Raw genomic sequence first — 15,192 nt, 5'->3', positions numbered from 1 at the left:
GTTGCCCGGTTATTGCGCGACCGATATATCTTCCGGGGCCAGCAGCCCGGTGTCGGTGGGCAGGGTCGCGATGACGGATTCGAGCCTGCGGTGGTGCGCCTCGGCGACCAGCAGCAGGCGGTCGATATCGCCGGCCAGGAAGGCGTCGAGCATGAGCACGTGATCGGTGTGCAGGCGCTCCCGGTCGGCGCGCTCGACGTGCACCATACTCTGTACCGGTTCGGTGACGTTCCACGCGGATTCGAGCATGTGCAGCAGGCGGAACATCCGCGACGGCCTGGTCAGCGCCACGTGGAACTTCCGTGACATGCGCTGGTAGGCCACCGGATCGTCGTCGCGCAGCGCCTCTTCCAGCTTGGCGTTCACCGCGAGCAGTTCGGCGCGGTCGGCCTCGGTGGCCTGGCGCAGGGCGGCGGCGAGCGAGGCCGTCTCCAATGTCTCGCGCACGATATACATTTCGCGCAGTTCCGCGGCGGTGAGCTGGGCGACTTCGTATCCGCCGTTCGGTTCGTGGGTCACCAGCCCTTCTCCCAGCAGCGTTTTCAGCGCCTCGCGCACGGGAATGTGGCTGACGCCGAACAATTCGGCGACTTCGCGCAGCGGAATCGGCGTACGGGGTGGCACCGCGCCGTCGAGAATCACCCGGCGCAGCTCACCGAGAATGATCTGCGGCCTGCCCGGCTCGTCGACGACCAATCGAGCCAGCAAAGCCGAACGTCTGCGTGGCGGCATGGCGATCACGCTAGAGCAGCCGTGTTGCGATCGCGGGGCGCTGTGTGACGCTCACGAAAACGCACCGTCAACCGAAACCGACTGTGAGGTCCGCCACGCCGCCGTTTCTCGTACGCTGTCCAGTGGAACGGAGAAAGGACGACGATGACCACAACTCCGACGGCACAGCTGGTCGACCGCCGATTCGTGCGCCTGGTGGCCGAATTCGACCGCCTCTTCCGCAGGCCGGGCGACGGCGGCGGCGCGCTCACGGTCTACCTGCACGGCGAACCGGTGGTGGACGTGTGGGCCGGCTACGCGGCGCCGGGCGAACCGTGGCGCCAGGACACGGTCGCCGTGGCCTATTCGACCGGCAAGGGCGTGGCCGCCACCCTGCTGCACCGGCTGGCCGAACGCGGCCTCCTCGACTACGACAAGGCGGTCGCCGAGTACTGGCCCGAATTCGCCGCCGCGGGCAAGGACCGCATCACGGTGCGGGAACTGCTCAGCCATCGCGCCGGACTGCACCGCCTGCGCGGCCTGCTGCCCGGCCCGGTGGACGCCTTCTTCGACGACGCGGCGGTCACGGCCGCCCTCGCCGCCGCCGCGCCCGACCCCCGCCACACGGTCACCAGCGGCTACCACGGCATCAGCTTCGGGCACCTGGTCGCCGAGCTGGTGCGCCGGGTGGGCGGCGACTTCACCGAGCTGCTGCGCACCGAGATCGCCGAACCCCTTGGCGCGGAAGAACTCTGGTTCCGGGTGCCGGAGTCGCAGCGGTCCAGGATCGCGCCCAACTTCCCCGCGCTCACGGTGGCGGGGCTGAGCTGGGAGACCGGTGCGCGCCTGATGGGCCGCACCCGGCTGGCGGCGGCCGTCGACACCACCCCGCGCGGGTTCGCGGAGATGATGGCCGATCCGCGCCTGCACGATTCGGTGATGCCGGGCGTCAACGGCGTGTTCTCGGCCCGCGCGCTGGCCCGCCTCTACGGCGCGCTGGCCAACGGCGGCAGCCTCGGCGGCTACCAGCTGCTGCGGCCGGAGACGATCGAGGCGATGCGCACCCGGCAGGTGTTCACGCCCGACTACGTGCTGGCGTTCCGCATCCCGTGGGGACTCGGATTCCACGGTGTGCCGATGAAACCGTCCAAGGCCGAACCGATTTCGGCGTTCGGCCACTTCGGTCTCGGCGGTTCGGGCGCGTTCGCCGACCCGGCCACGGGCATGTCGCTGGGCTTCGTGACCAACCGGCTCGGCGGCAAGCTCACACCGCTCGGTGACGCGCGCCTGGCCAGATTGGGCGCGATCGCGCATCACCTGGCTCGCGACGCGGGGTAGCTCGCACCGGTTCGCCTGCCCGCGCCGGACCTACCGCGCCGCCCGGCGTCCCGGGACGATCATCGGGGCGCCGGTCAGCGGGTCGTCGATCACCACGCAGTCGAGGTCGAACACCTCACGGACCAGTTCGGGCGTGACGAGTTCGCGCGGACTGCCCCGGCCGACGACGCGCCCGTCGCGCATGGCGATGAGGTCGGTGGCGTAGCGGGCGGCCAGGTTGAGGTCGTGCAGCACCGCCACCACCGTGCGGCCGTGCTCGACGTACAGCCGCTCGCACAGGTCGAGCACGTCGATCTGGTGGCTGATGTCGAGATAGGTGGTCGGCTCGTCCAGCAGCACGATCGAGGTGGTCTGGGCGAGCACCATCGCGATCCACACGCGCTGGCGCTGCCCGCCGGACAGTTCGTCCACGCGACGATGCCGCAGCTCGGTCGTCCCGGTCGCCGCCAGCGCCTCGGCGACGGCGGCGGCGTCCTCGTCGGACCACTGGCGCAGCAGCCCTTGGTGCGGGTAGCGGCCGCGGGAGACGAGATCGCCGACCAGGATGCCGTCCGGCGCGCCGGGCGCCTGCGGCAACAGGCTGAGGCGGCGCGCGGTCTCCTTGGTCGAGTAGGAGTGAATCGCCTTGCCGTCCAGCACGACCGAACCCGAGCCGGGGCGCAGCAAGCGGCCCAGGGCGGCCAGCATCGTCGACTTCCCGCACGCGTTGGGCCCGATGATGACGGTGAACCGTCCGTCGGGGACGGCGATGTCCACGTCGTGCAGGACGGCGCGGTCGCCGTAGGAGACGCGCACCGCCTCGCCGCGCAGGCGTGCCGCGCCGCCCACGACCGGGGCGGTGGCGCTCGATTCAGACACGATGACGTAGACCTTCCCGTACCAGCAGCCAGAGCAGGAACACCCCGCCGATGCTCACCGTCACGACGCCGACGGGAACCGGTGCGGGGAAGGCGTGTTCGGCGACCAGGTCGCTCACGCCGAGCAGGAGCGCGCCGGTGCAGGCGGCGGCCACGATGCCCGCGCCGGGTGTGCGGGTGAGTCCGCGCGCGATATGCGGTGCGGCCAGTGCGATGAACGCGATCGGGCCCGCGGCGGCCACGGCCAGCCCGACCAGCACGGTCGCTGCGAGCATGAGGCCCATACGCGCCCGCCCGCCGCGCACGCCGAGCGTGGCCGCCACGGTGTCGCCCAGATCCAGGGCACGAAAAGCGCGCTCGAACACGATGAGCAGCGGCGTCACCAGCGCGATGCCCGCCGCGACGGTCGCGACGTGCCCCCAGCCGCGCCCGCTGAGCGAGCCGATCAGCCAGGTGTGGGCGACGGCGGCCGACGGCAGATACGTCTGGCTCAGCAGATACGACGTCGCCGAGGTGGCCAGCGCGCCGAGCGCGATGCCGACCAGGACCAGTCGCGCGCCGCGCAGTCGGCCGAGCACCGTGAGCACGCCGATGATCGCCAGCGTGGTGAGCGCGCCCACCGCCGCGCCGATCGCGCCCATGGTGAGACTGCCGCCGAGCGACAGCAGGACGAAGACCGCACCGAACGACGCGCCGCTGGTGAACCCGATGAGGTCGGGGCTGGCCAGCGGATTGTTGTGCAGCCGTTGGAAGATCGCGCCCGCGGCGGCCAGGCTGCCACCCACGCCCACCGCGACCAAGGCCCGTGGCAGCCGCCGGTCGAAGACGAAGAAGCGGTCGAGGCGGCGCGGCGGGTCGCCGGTGAGGGTGTCCCAGAGGGCGGCGGGCCCGATGGCGTACTCGCCCACCATGAGGGAGACCAGGACCAGCAGCACCACCAGAACCGCGAGGACGGCGGTGACCGCGGTCGCGCGGCGATCGAAGCGCACCGTGTAGGGGCCAGCGGTGACCGCGAGGTCGGTGGGCGTGATCCCGGTCGCCGTGACGGTCATGATCCGGCTCCCATCCGGGTGCTCCAGACGATGAGTGCGATGAGCGCGGGACAGCCGACGAACGCGGTCATCACGCCGACGGGCACCGGTCCCCCGTCGGCGATCACCCGTCCCAGCACATCCGCGCCCAGTAGCAGCGTGGGCGCGAGGAGCATCGACAGCGGGACCAGCAGGCGGTAGTCCGAACCCACCAGGTACTGCGCGATGTGGACCACGAGCAGGCCGACGAACGCGATCGGGCCCGCGAGCGCCGTCGCCGCGCCGCACAGCACGGTGACCACGACGAAGCCCAGGAACCGGATCAGGCCGAGATTCACCCCCAGCGCGGCGGCGGTCCGGTCGCCGAGGCTCAGGGCGTTGAACGCGCGGCACAGCGCCAGCGCCAGCAGGGCCGCTCCGAGCACGTACGGGATCAGCGGAAGCGTGTCGTCGAGATCGCGGGCGGCCAGCGAGCCGATCCGCCAGAACCGGTACGAGTCGAGCACGCTCTCGTCCACGAAGACCAGCAACTGCGTGACGCCCGACAGCACCGCGGCCAGCGCCACACCCGACAGCGCGAGCCGCAGGGGCGAGGCCGTCGACCGTCCGATCATCGACAGCAGATACACGAGCACCGCCGCCACACCCGCACCCGCGAACGCGAACCAGGTGTACCCGGTCACGCCCATCCCGCCGGACACGGTGAGACCCACGACCACGCCCAGCGCCGCGCCCGCGTTGACGCCGAGCAATCCCGGATCGGCGATGGGGTTGCGGGTGAGCGCCCCGATCACCACGCCGGCCGCGCCCAGCGCGACACCGCAGACCAATCCGACGACCGTGCGGCTCAGTCGCCAGTCGCCGATGATGACGCGCACGCTCTGCTCGCCCCGGCCGAACAGCGCGGCCACCACGTCGCCCATCGGGATCGACTTCGCGCCGAGGGCGAGGCTGGCGACGCAGACCGCGAACAGTACCGCCGCCGAGATCAGCAGCGCCGCACCGCCGCGCGCGAGACGCAGGGTGGCGTCCTCCGGCGGGGAGTCGTGTGGCGCGGACAGGGCGTCACGACTCGTAGGCACCGGCGGAATGTACCGGCCGGGGCACAGTAAGGGCAACCTTAGTGAGTCTGGGCTAAGGTCACCCCTCGTGAAGATCGGGAGCAGAAGCGGGAAGCGATGGGTCACGGGGGTCGGCGTGCTGCTGGCCACCGTGGGGTTGATGGTATCGGCGTGCGGGTCGTCCGGCACCGAGACCGACGAGGGTCGTCTCGTGCGGCACGCGATGGGTGAGACGACGGTGCCGGAGAAACCCGAGCGCATCGTCGTGCTCGATTCGCCGCACCTCGACGCGCTGGTGGCGCTGGGCGTGCGGCCGATCGCGATCACCGAGCGCGCGATGGGCTACGGCTCGCCGAAATACCTGAGCGGTGAGCTCGAGGGCGTCGGCACGGTGGGCACCATCCAGGAGCCGGATCTGGACGCCATCGCCAACCTCGAACCCGATCTCATCATCGGCACCAAGGTCCGCCACGAGGCGCTGTACACCCAGCTCGACGGGATCGCGCCGACGGTGTTCTCGGAGAGCTCGGGCACCAACTGGCACGAGCAGGCGCGGCTCACCGCCGAGGCCGTGGGCAAGTCGGCGGAGATGGAAGACCTGCTGGCGCAACTCGATTCGCGCGCGAAGACCGTGGGGCAGCAGATCGGCGCGGCCGGGCGGACGGTGTCGATGGTGCGGTTCACCGAGGACCGCTTCCGCCTCTACGGACCCGCGACGTTCTCCGGATCGATCCTCGCGCAGGTCGGCTTCACCCACCCCGACCGCGAGTGGAACCAGTACTCCATGGTCGAACTCGACCCCGAACAGTACGAGCAGATCAACGGCGATGTGGTGTTCCACGCCAACTACACCGGCACCACCGCCACCACCAAGGACCGCGTGGTCGCCCTCTGGGGCGCCCTGCCCGCCGTGCGCGAGGGACGCGCGTACGAGGTGGAGGACGACACGTGGATGCTCGGCATCGGCGTGGTCGGGGCGAACAAGATTATCGACGAGATCGAATTGCTGAGCGCGCGATAGGGTTTCGGCCACGCGGTCGCCCCTGATTCACGGGGATACCCCGATCCCGCGCTGCCCGTTCCATCTGCCGTCGGCCGCATTTCCCCGGCAGGGTGGGCGCGCGGTGGCAGCATGGGCGCATGGAGTTGATCGGGCTCGGGCGGATCGAGGCGGCGGCGGAGTTGCTGGCGCCGGTGATCCGGCGGACTCCCGTGGTGGCGTCGCGGGTGCTGTCGCAGCGGTGCGGGGCGCAGGTGTGGTTGAAATGCGAGAACCTCCAGCGCACCGGGTCGTTCAAACCGCGCGGCGCCTACAACCGCATCGCGCACCTGCCGCCCGAGGAGCGGGGGCGCGGGGTGGTCGCGGCCAGCGCGGGTAATCACGCGCAGGGCGTGGCGTGGGCGGCGGCGACGCTGGGCATCGACTCCACCGTCTTCATGCCGGTGGGCGCGTCGCTGCCGAAGCTGGCCGCCACCAAGGCCTACGGCGCGCAGGTGCGCCAGGTCGGCGCGACGATCGATGAAGCGCTCGACGCCGCACTGGATTTCGCCGCCCACACCGGCGCCACGCTGATCCACCCGTTCGACCACCCCGACATCGTGTCCGGGCAGGCGACCGTCGGACTGGAGATCCTCGAGCAATTGCCGGACGTCGGGACGGTGCTCGTGCCGACCGGCGGCGGCGGTCTGCTCGCCGGGGTCGCGCTAGCCTTGGCGGAACTGGCGCCGGACGTGCGGGTGATCGGGGTGCAGGCCGCCGAGGCCGCCGCCTGGCCGGTGTCGCTCACCGAGGGCAAGCCCGTTCGCGCGCAACGGTTGTCGACCATGGCCGACGGCATCGCGGTAGGTCTGCCCGGCGAGGTGCCGTTCGCGCACGTCACCGCCCACCGGCCCACCATCGTCACGGTGGACGAGGAGGCGCTGTCCACGGCGCTGCTGCTCTGCCTGGAGCGCGCGAAGCTGATCGTGGAGCCGGCGGGTGCCGCGGCCGTCGCCGCGCTGATGAGCCTGCCGCCCGGCGAACTGGACCTGCGCGAGCCGGTGTGCGCGATCCTGTCCGGCGGCAATATCGACCCGCTGCTGCTCACCCGCCTGATCGGGCACGGCCTCAGCGTCGCGGGCCGCTACCTCGCCCTGCGCGTGACCATCTCGGACCGCCCCGGCGCCCTCGGCGGCCTGCTCTCCGTCGTCGGCGCCACCGGCGCCAGCGTGGTCGACGTCGTCCACTCCCGCACCGGAACCTGGCTCGCGGTCGACGAAGTGGAGGTCGGCCTCACCCTCGAAACCCGCGGGCCCGACCACCGCGACACCGTCTCGGATGCGCTCGAGCGCGCGGGATACGCGGTGCGCGCACAGGATTGAAGGACCCTGCGCCGCTCAGCCTGCCGGTGTGATCCGACAGTGGTTCGTCGAGACATCGCGGCTCCGGTGCGCATCCGGCGACCGACCTACGGACATCACGGTCGACACGATGATTCGACCTGTGCCTGTGCCTGCGAAGAACGTGACGCGGGGGAATCAACCGTCACCGGCGGTGACCAGCCCTCGACTCGCCGGCGAATCTGCCGGGCTCCGACGCGGATGCTTCCGGGGAACCCGACGCGATCCGGCGAGTCGCGGGACGCGCCGCCACTCTCGCGTGTCGTGGAACCGAATGGCGAACCCGCACGTCGATCACGGTGAACAGCATCGTTTCGTGATCGAGGAGGAGACAGTATGGCGATCATCATCGGGCCCGAGTCCCGGTCGGATCACCCGCCGCCGGGCTACCCTGAGGGCATGGGCATCCAGGACACCGACGTGAGCCTCGCGGAGTTCGAGGTGCTGGAACGCGCGTCGACGGAAGAGGTATCACTCGAGCTGATCAACGGGAGGATCTACGTGGTACCCGTCCCCGACGGCGAGCACGACGAGTTCGCGGCGACTATTCGCAATCAGGTTCTGTCCGGCTCGGAGGCGGAGTTCTTCCACGGACGAGGACTGCGCATCCCCGCGTACCGCGAAGGCCGCTCCCGGGTCGACGGCGCGGTCGCGCGCCGCGGTTACTTCCGCGGCGAACCGTCCTGGGCCGATCCGTCCGGCGTGCAGATGATCGTGGAGATCACCTCGGGTCGCGACCGTGACGCCGAGGTGGACCGCGTCGAGAAGCGCGACGCCTACGCCCAGGCGGCGATTCCGGTGTATCTGCTGGTGGACCGGCATCGCGGCGAGGTCACCGTCTTCTGGGAACCGTCCAACGGCGCCTACGCGCAACTCGCCACCGCGAAGTTCGGCGCCCGGCTGGCACTGCCCGACCCGTTCGGCTTCGAGCTCGACACCGCCGAATTCCTCTGAGCCGCCCCTGATCCCGGGCCGCCGGGCCGTCTCGACGCCCGGCTGTCCGCCATCAGTGCGCGCCGCCGAGTTCCAGGGCGAGCACGCCCACGATCACCAACCCGATACCGCCGACCTGCACGAGGGTGAGGCGTTCCTCCAGGAACAGCACCCCGATGATCGCGATGGCCGCCACGCCGACGGCGGACCAGATGCCGTACGCCACACCCACCGGCATGCCACGCTTGAGCGCTTGCGCGAGGAAGAAGAAGGCCGTGCCGTAGCCGATCACGACCACGATCGAGGGGATCAGCTTGGTGAAGCCCTCCGACAGCTTGAGCGAGACGGTCGCGGTGACTTCGGAGGCGATCGCCACGGCGAGAAACAGCAAGGTCATGACCGAAGCGTAGTGAGTGCCCGACAATGGGAGCAGCGCCGCACGAGGAGGTGGTAGACCGTGGAAGAAGCGTTCCGGATCGGTTTTCCGGTGTTCGTGGCGGTGCTGGTAGTGGCTGGCCTCGCCGCGCTGGTGTCGCTGACGGCGCGAAATCGCCGCGTCGACACCTCGACTCCGCAGGAGTGGGGGCGGCGGCGCGGCTGGCGGATCGCACCCCACTCGCGCGCCGCGTGGATGGCGCGCCTGCCCGGCCACGCGGCCGAGGGCGTGCTGGGTCTCACACTCGACGGCGAGTTCGAGGGCCGCCGCGTCACGGTGGCCGAGCACGAATACCGGCTCCGCACCGGGTCCGGGTCGACGCTCACCACGGTGACGTATCACTGTGTGGCGGTGGTGGTCGCGATGCCGCACCCGTATCCACCTGTCGCGGTCACCGACCGCACCGAGTTCATGCGGTTGGGCACGGCCCCGTTCGGGGACGACCCGGTGCCCACCGGCCACGACAGTTTCGACGGCCGGTTCGTGGTCACGGCGGTCGATCCGCACTCCGCACGCCTGCTGCTGAGTCCGGAATTGATCGAAGCGCACCTGGCCGGGGAAGTACCCCGGTGGAGCGTCGCGGGCCGCGAACTCATCACCTACCGTCCGGGCCGGCTCGACACCGGCGGTGACATCCCCGATCTGGTCACCCCGATCCTGCGCGTCGCGAAGCTGCTCGGGCAACGCGCCTGACGATCCCTGTGCTACAAAAACTCCGGTGTCGGTAGACCCGTGGTTCGCGCAGGATTCGTATGGTGTCCGCTTCGAGTGGGGGCCGTCGGGCGCCCGTGCGCTGGCCGCGCGCAGTGCGTGTCTCGTCGTCGTGGACGTGCTGTCGTTCACCACGGCGGTCGGCGTCGCCGTGGCGAAGGGCACCCGCGTCTACCCGTTCCCCGTGCGGGACAACCGCGCCGCGGGCTTCGCCGCCGACCACGATGCGGTTCTCGCCGTCCGCCGCCGCGACATCACCGACGATCACCCGTGGTCGCTCTCCCCCGCCGCCCTGCGCCGCGCCCCGGCCGTGCCGCGCCTGGTTCTCCCCTCCCCCAACGGTTCTGCCATCGCCGCCGCCGTGCCCGGCACCCCGGTCCTGGCCTGCTCCCTCCGCAACGCCACCGCCGTCGCCCGCTGGATCCGCGAACAAGGCTGGGGCACACCGGATCACCCGGTCACGGTGATCGCCGCGGGTGAACGCTGGCCCGACGACACCCTCCGCCCCGCGATCGAAGACCTCCTCGGCGCGGGCGCCCTCCTCGCCGCCCTCACCGACCACCTCTCCCCTGAATCCACCCTGGCCGCAACCACTTTCACCCACACCCCCGACCTCACCACAACCCTCACCACCTGCGCCTCCGGCCGCGAACTGATCGAGGGCGGATTCGCCGACGACGTCGCGATCGCCGCGGAACTCGATTCGAGCACGGCGGTCCCGTTACTCACCGACGGAGCGTTCACCGCCGTCTGAGCTCTGGCGACCCGACCTACCGAATCGGCACCACCGCCGACCCGTGTCCCACACGGTTCGAACTAGCGGAAACGCACCAACACCCACACGGCAAGCGGTCCGCAGTAACGGTCCGCATGCTCCCGTCCGTGCTCCGGGCTGATCTGTCAGGAGAGCCAGGTGCGGGCCGCGGTGGCGGCGTCGCGGACCTCGGCCAGCTGGATCGCGACCTGGGCGCCTGCGGTGCCGCCGCGGGCGTTGCGGGAGGCGATGGAGCCCTGGACGGTGAGCACGTCGCGGACCTGGGGGGTGAGGGCCGGATCGAGTGCGGCGAACTCCTCGTCGGTGAGTTCGTCGAGGCCCACGCCGCGCGCTTCGGCCGCCCGCACGCACGCGCCCGCCGCCTCGTGCGCGACGCGGAACGGGACACCTTGGCGCACAAGCCATTCGGCGATGTCGGTGGCGAGGGTGAAACCGGCGGGCGCGAGTTCAGCCATGCGATCGGTGTGGAAGGTCAGGGTGGCGACCAGACCGGCGATGGCGGGCAGCAGGAGTTCGAGCTGCGCGACGGAATCGAAGAGGGGTTCCTTGTCCTCTTGCAGGTCACGGTTGTAGGCGAGCGGCTGCGCCTTCAGCGTCGCCAGCAGTCCGGTGAGGTTGCCGATGAGCCGGCCCGCCTTGCCGCGCGTCAGCTCCGACACGTCGGGGTTCTTCTTCTGCGGCATGATCGACGACCCGGTCGACCAGGCGTCGGCCAGCGTCACGTACCCGAATTCCGGTGTGCTCCAGATGATCACCTCTTCGGCCATCCGGCTCAGGTCCACGCCGATCATGGCGAGCACGAACGCGGCCTCCGCCGCGAAATCCCGCGACGAGGTCGCGTCGATCGAATTGCCCGCCGCCGCATCGAAATCCAGGTCCGCCGCGATCACCTCGGGGTCGAGCCCGAGCGAGGACCCGGCCAGCGCGCCCGACCCGTACGGCGAGACCGCCGCGCGGCGGTCGAAATCGCGCAGCCGGTCGATATCGCGCAGCAGGGGGTGGGCGTGCGCGAGCAGGTGGTGGGCGAGCAGCACGGGCTGGGCCGCCTGCAGGTGGGTCTTGCCGGGCATCACCGCGTCGGGGTGCGCGGCGGCCTGGGCGACGAGCGCGTCCACCACGTCCAGCACACCGGCCGCGACGCGGCGCACGCCGTCGCGCAACCACATCCGGAACAGCGTCGCCACCTGGTCGTTGCGGGACCGTCCGGCGCGCAGCCTGCCGCCCAGCTCGGCGCCGACCCGCTCGATGAGCCCGCGCTCGAGCGCGCCGTGCACGTCCTCGTCGGAGTCGGCGGGCCCGAACGCGCCCGAGGCCACGTCCTCGGCGAGCCGGTCCAGTCCCGCGAGCATCCCGGCCAGGTCGCTCTCCGACAGCAGACCGGCCTTGTGCAGCACGCGCGCGTGCGCCTTCGACGCGCGGATGTCGTAGGGCGCGAGCGCCCAGTCGAAGTGGGTCGACTTGCTCAGCGCGGCCATCGCCTCGGCCGGGCCGGACGCGAACCGCCCGCCCCAGAGGGCGCCGGTGTTCGTGCTGCCGCTCTGCGTCATCGTGTGCTGTCTCCTCGGATGTGTGGTGTCGGGCTCGCGTCGCACCTACCGTAGCCGGGGTCCGAGCGCGCACCGCAGCCTGGACACGCGCCGAACGGAGGGCCGATGCGCTCGCGCACCGGCCCTCCAGGAAGCGAGTGAACCCTCGGGCCTACTTCTGGTTCAGGTCCCGCTTGGCCGCGACCTTCGACGACAGGCCGTGGATCTGCACGAAGCCCTTGGCCAGCGACTGGTCGAAGGTGTCGCCCTCGTCGTAGGTGGCGAGGTTGAAGTCGTAGAGCGACTGCTCGGAGCGGCGGCCGTTGACGACGGCGCTGCCGCCGTGCAGCACCATCCGGATGTCGCCCGAGACGTGCTGCTGGGTGTCCTGCACGAAGGCGTCCAGCGCGCGCTTGAGCGGGGAGAACCACAGGCCGTCGTAGGCCAGCTCGCCCCAGCGCTGCTCGACCTGCCGCTTGTAGCGGCCCAGCTCGCGCTCGATGGTGACGTGCTCGAGCGCCTGGTGCGCGGCGATCAGGGTGATCGCGCCCGGCGCCTCGTAGATCTCGCGGCTCTTGATGCCGACCAGCCGGTCCTCGACCATGTCGAGGCGGCCGACGCCCTGACGGCCCGCGCGGTGATTGAGTTCCACGATGGCCTCGAGCACGCTCACCTGGCGGCCGTCGATGGCGACCGGCACGCCCTTGTCGAAGGTGATGATGAGCTCGTCGGGGGCCTCGAAGTTCACCGTCGGGTCGGCGGTGTAGTCGTAGACGTCCTTGGTCGGCGCGTTCCACAGGTCCTCGAGGAACCCGGTCTCGACGGCGCGGCCCCACACGTTCTGGTCGATGGAGAACGGCGACTTCTTGGTGACGTTGATGGGGAGGCTGTTCTCCTCCGCGAAGGCGATGGCCTTCTCGCGGGTCCAGGCGTAGTCGCGGACCGGCGCGATGACGTTCAGGTCGGGCGCCAGCGCGCCGATGCCGACCTCGAAACGCACCTGGTCGTTGCCCTTGCCGGTGCAGCCGTGCGCGACGGTGGTGGCGCCGTGGAACTTGGCGGCCTCCACCAGGTGCTTGACGATGAGCGGGCGGCTGATCGCGGAGACCAGCGGGTATTCGCCCATGTAGAGGGCGTTGGCCTGGATGGTGGGCAGGCAGTACTCGTCGGCGAACTCGTCGCGGGCGTCGACCACCACGGCCTCGACGGCGCCGCAGTCCAGGGCGCGCTGGCGCACCACGTTCATGTCCTCGCCGCCCTGGCCCAGGTCGATGGCGACCGCCACCACCTCGGCGCCGGTCTCCTTGCCGATCCAGCTGATGGCGACGGAGGTGTCCAGCCCACCGGAGTAGGCGAGTACGACGCGCTCGGACATATCTGCGATGCTCCTCGGTTTCGTGCGTGTGTGAAGGGTGCCCGGTCTGCGCGCCGGGGCGGCACGGGCCGGTCGGCATCCGCCGGCCGAACCCACAACCAATGCTGCAAATGATTATGCACGACGATGCAATCCCATTCACAACGGGGGGTGGTCCGGCGGGTCCCGGCCGGGCCGCGCAAACCCGCACGACACGCCCACTCCGGCTGGTAATCTCTGGGCTACAACGGAATTCGCTTCGCAGGGGATGGATCGAAGTGACCGCGAACCCCGACGACGCCCACGTCGCACCCGCGCTGATCGACCCCGGAGACGAGGCCACCCGCTACCTCGCGGCGGCGGCCCACCTGGACGCCGAACTGGCCGACGAACTGGTCGAGGAGTGTCTCGCCGAGCCCTGCCGGATGGTGCTGCACTCCCCCGGCGTGCGCGCGTCGGTGGTGCTGCGCGAGGCGGTCGCCGCCCAGGCCGCGCGCCGGATCGGGTCGGCCGCGCTGCTGGTCCTGCTGCTGATCACCTTCGTGCTCAGCCCGGGGCTGGTGCTGCTGTGGCTGGCCTCGGGACTGGCGTGGCGCACCGGCGGCTGGCTCGTCGCGCGGATCCGCCGCAACCGTCAGGCGAACCGGCCGCAGGCCCCACCGGACCGCGGCGCGACGTGGGGCCCGACGGCCGCGCTGTGGCTGCCGGTCTTCACCGTCTACTCGTTCCTGATCGTGATGCCCGTCGTGTACGTGGGCGCGGCGGTGCGGATCAATCTGGGGATCGAAACCCCGGTGGTCGACACCCCCATCGGCTACGTCTACATCGGCCGGCTCGGCTTCCCCGTGGTCGCCCTCGCGCTCGCCATGCTCTGCGTGCTGTTCGTCCTGCGCTATCTGCCGTGGGTGCTCGCCGACCGGCGCTTCCGTTTCGGGCGTTTCGATCCGGACGCCCCGCCACGGGAATTCGTCACGCTGGCCTGCAGGCCGTTCGAGGCGCGACTGCGGCGCATCGACGCCGAGGAGGAACGGAATCGGGAAGCGCTGCCCCGCAACCTGATCATCTATCGCGGGCACGACCCGTTCGTCGGTGCGGGCGCGCGGGTCCGGACCTGGTCGCAGGCGATCGAACTGCACCCGGCCGCGGCGACACCGGGCGCGCCGATGCCGGAGTTCACGGCGGGCGATCTGCACCGCGCGATCGCCGACGACGTGGACGCCCTGCGCAAGGCACCCGACCTCTCGCCCGGCGGCCGGTTCGCCGGGCTCGAGATCCGGGACACAGCGCTGCTCTCGGCCGGGCACATCCTGCACTATCCCGACGCGCGCTACTTCTTCCGCGAACTCGAGGCACGCCGCGATCCCACACTGGCGGAACGGTATTGGCACGGGCTCTACGACCGGTCCCCGGAATGGTTGCGGTTCTACCGGTGCTTCCGCGTGGAGTCGTGGGAGCGTGAGGTCGCGTGTTCGGGGTACCTGCACGTCGGATACGAGCGCCGCACGCTCTACCTGGAGTGGAACGGTTTCGTGCTCCCGCCGATCTGGTCGCGGTACCGCACGGTGGACACGCCGCCCACCCTGCCCGCCCTCTACGCGCTGTGGCGGGCGCTCGGCGATCTGGCGCTCGCCCCGGCCTCGATCCGGCGGCGGGTGGCCGATCTGTGGCGGTGGGGCCGCGATCTGCGGGGCGCCGGGCGCGGCCGGTTGGACACCCCGGAGCGGGTGGCGCATTCGCTCGGCGTCGCCGCCACGGTGCGCGAGATCGGCACGGGCATGGAGTTCCCGAACTTCTTCCAGGAGACCGATGCCGACCGGTACCTGAAGATCCTCGAACAACGGGTGCTCGACGCCATCCAGCGGTTCCTCACCGCGCAAGGCGTTGCCACCGACGCGTTCAGCTCCATGGTCACCCAGATCAATAACGCGACCGTCATGAACGGTTGCACGGTCATCGCGGGCAGCGTGGGCGGTAGCGGGAATCAGGGAGCGGTCACCACCGGCGCCGCGCCGACCACCGGCACCTCCGGGTTTTCCGCCAATTCCACTCCAGGCCAGTGAATTTCGTTCATGCGTACTCC

At 70.8% G+C, this 15,192-nt stretch carries 14 protein-coding genes; 7 read left to right on the top strand and 7 right to left on the bottom strand.

Annotation, left to right across the window (positions count from 1 at the left end):
• Positions 1-9: 9 nt before the first annotated feature.
• Positions 10-732, bottom strand: a complete 723-nt coding sequence (locus tag OHB21_RS25875) for a GntR family transcriptional regulator (protein ID WP_067506785.1) — start codon at positions 730-732, stop codon at positions 10-12.
• A gap of 144 nt (positions 733-876) precedes the next feature.
• On the opposite strand from OHB21_RS25875, the gene OHB21_RS25870 reads away from it, so the two are divergent.
• Positions 877-2,049 carry a serine hydrolase domain-containing protein gene (locus OHB21_RS25870; protein WP_195125888.1) on the top strand — a complete coding sequence of 391 codons (1,173 nt, stop codon included), beginning with the start codon at positions 877-879 and terminating at the stop codon, positions 2,047-2,049.
• 30 nt (positions 2,050-2,079) lie between these two features.
• Here OHB21_RS25870 and OHB21_RS25865 read toward each other — a convergent pair whose 3' ends face one another.
• The 3 genes from OHB21_RS25865 to OHB21_RS25855 are packed head-to-tail and all read right to left on the bottom strand — an operon-like array spanning position 2,080 to position 5,019.
• Positions 2,080-2,907, bottom strand: a complete 828-nt coding sequence (locus tag OHB21_RS25865) for an ABC transporter ATP-binding protein (protein WP_195125887.1) — start codon at positions 2,905-2,907, stop codon at positions 2,080-2,082.
• Positions 2,900-3,958, bottom strand: a complete 1,059-nt coding sequence (locus OHB21_RS25860) for a FecCD family ABC transporter permease (protein WP_067506523.1) — start codon at positions 3,956-3,958, stop codon at positions 2,900-2,902. Before OHB21_RS25860 ends, OHB21_RS25865 begins: the two co-directional genes overlap by 8 nt.
• A complete protein-coding gene (locus OHB21_RS25855; protein ID WP_324192148.1) occupies positions 3,955-5,019 on the bottom strand; it encodes a FecCD family ABC transporter permease in 1,065 nt (354 codons plus the stop codon). Before OHB21_RS25855 ends, OHB21_RS25860 begins: the two co-directional genes overlap by 4 nt.
• A 67-nt stretch (positions 5,020-5,086) precedes the next feature.
• On the opposite strand from OHB21_RS25855, the gene OHB21_RS25850 reads away from it, so the two are divergent.
• From OHB21_RS25850 to OHB21_RS25840, 3 genes are all read left to right on the top strand, one after another.
• Entirely contained in the window at positions 5,087-6,019 is a 933-nt protein-coding gene (locus OHB21_RS25850) for an ABC transporter substrate-binding protein (protein ID WP_324192146.1), read from the top strand.
• Between the two features lie 119 nt (positions 6,020-6,138).
• A complete protein-coding gene (gene ilvA, locus OHB21_RS25845) occupies positions 6,139-7,359 on the top strand; it encodes a threonine ammonia-lyase (RefSeq protein WP_067506527.1) in 1,221 nt (406 codons plus the stop codon).
• 354 nt (positions 7,360-7,713) lie between these two features.
• Positions 7,714-8,331 (top strand): Uma2 family endonuclease, encoded by a 618-nt coding sequence (locus OHB21_RS25840; RefSeq protein WP_228791453.1) that lies wholly within the window; start codon positions 7,714-7,716, stop codon positions 8,329-8,331.
• A gap of 52 nt (positions 8,332-8,383) precedes the next feature.
• Here the strand turns inward: OHB21_RS25840 and OHB21_RS25835 are convergent, their stop codons facing one another.
• On the bottom strand, positions 8,384-8,707 hold the full coding sequence (locus OHB21_RS25835) for a DMT family transporter (RefSeq protein ID WP_067506530.1): 324 nt from the start codon (positions 8,705-8,707) through the stop codon (positions 8,384-8,386).
• 60 nt (positions 8,708-8,767) lie between these two features.
• Between OHB21_RS25835 and OHB21_RS25830 the strand changes: the two genes are divergently transcribed.
• Both OHB21_RS25830 and OHB21_RS25825 read left to right on the top strand, forming a co-directional pair.
• Entirely contained in the window at positions 8,768-9,439 is a 672-nt protein-coding gene (locus OHB21_RS25830) for a hypothetical protein (protein ID WP_067506533.1), read from the top strand.
• A gap of 25 nt (positions 9,440-9,464) precedes the next feature.
• The gene (locus tag OHB21_RS25825; protein ID WP_195125886.1) at positions 9,465-10,211 is read left to right on the top strand and encodes a 2-phosphosulfolactate phosphatase; all 747 of its coding nucleotides are present in this window, start codon (positions 9,465-9,467) and stop codon (positions 10,209-10,211) included.
• A gap of 146 nt (positions 10,212-10,357) precedes the next feature.
• Here OHB21_RS25825 and argH read toward each other — a convergent pair whose 3' ends face one another.
• The gene (gene argH, locus OHB21_RS25820) at positions 10,358-11,779 is read right to left on the bottom strand and encodes an argininosuccinate lyase (RefSeq protein ID WP_067506540.1); all 1,422 of its coding nucleotides are present in this window, start codon (positions 11,777-11,779) and stop codon (positions 10,358-10,360) included.
• A 151-nt stretch (positions 11,780-11,930) separates the two neighbouring features.
• Positions 11,931-13,133 carry an argininosuccinate synthase gene (locus OHB21_RS25815; RefSeq protein WP_067506543.1) on the bottom strand — a complete coding sequence of 401 codons (1,203 nt, stop codon included), beginning with the start codon at positions 13,131-13,133 and terminating at the stop codon, positions 11,931-11,933.
• Positions 13,134-13,390: 257 nt separating this feature from the next.
• Between OHB21_RS25815 and OHB21_RS25810 the strand changes: the two genes are divergently transcribed.
• Entirely contained in the window at positions 13,391-15,172 is a 1,782-nt protein-coding gene (locus tag OHB21_RS25810) for a hypothetical protein (protein WP_195125885.1), read from the top strand.
• Positions 15,173-15,192: the final 20 nt, after the last annotated feature.

Origin of the sequence: Nocardia puris, from assembly GCF_036051655.1 — a bacterium.
GTDB classification, from domain to species: domain Bacteria; phylum Actinomycetota; class Actinomycetes; order Mycobacteriales; family Mycobacteriaceae; genus Nocardia; species Nocardia puris.
This window is presented reverse-complemented; position numbering and strand designations above follow the sequence as displayed.

What these genes read in the sequence shown, in the direction of transcription:
- argH (WP_067506540.1), bottom strand. Translation starts at nt 11,779, where the DNA reads ATGACGCAGAGCGGCAGCACGAACACCGGCGCCCTCTGGGGCGGGCGG.
- OHB21_RS25870 (WP_195125888.1), top strand. Translation starts at nt 877, where the DNA reads ATGACCACAACTCCGACGGCACAGCTGGTCGACCGCCGATTCGTGCGC.
- OHB21_RS25835 (WP_067506530.1), bottom strand. Translation starts at nt 8,707, where the DNA reads ATGACCTTGCTGTTTCTCGCCGTGGCGATCGCCTCCGAAGTCACCGCG.
- ilvA (WP_067506527.1), top strand. Translation starts at nt 6,139, where the DNA reads ATGGAGTTGATCGGGCTCGGGCGGATCGAGGCGGCGGCGGAGTTGCTG.
- OHB21_RS25840 (WP_228791453.1), top strand. Translation starts at nt 7,714, where the DNA reads ATGGCGATCATCATCGGGCCCGAGTCCCGGTCGGATCACCCGCCGCCG.
- OHB21_RS25875 (WP_067506785.1), bottom strand. Translation starts at nt 732, where the DNA reads ATGCCGCCACGCAGACGTTCGGCTTTGCTGGCTCGATTGGTCGTCGAC.
- OHB21_RS25815 (WP_067506543.1), bottom strand. Translation starts at nt 13,133, where the DNA reads ATGTCCGAGCGCGTCGTACTCGCCTACTCCGGTGGGCTGGACACCTCC.
- OHB21_RS25860 (WP_067506523.1), bottom strand. Translation starts at nt 3,958, where the DNA reads ATGACCGTCACGGCGACCGGGATCACGCCCACCGACCTCGCGGTCACC.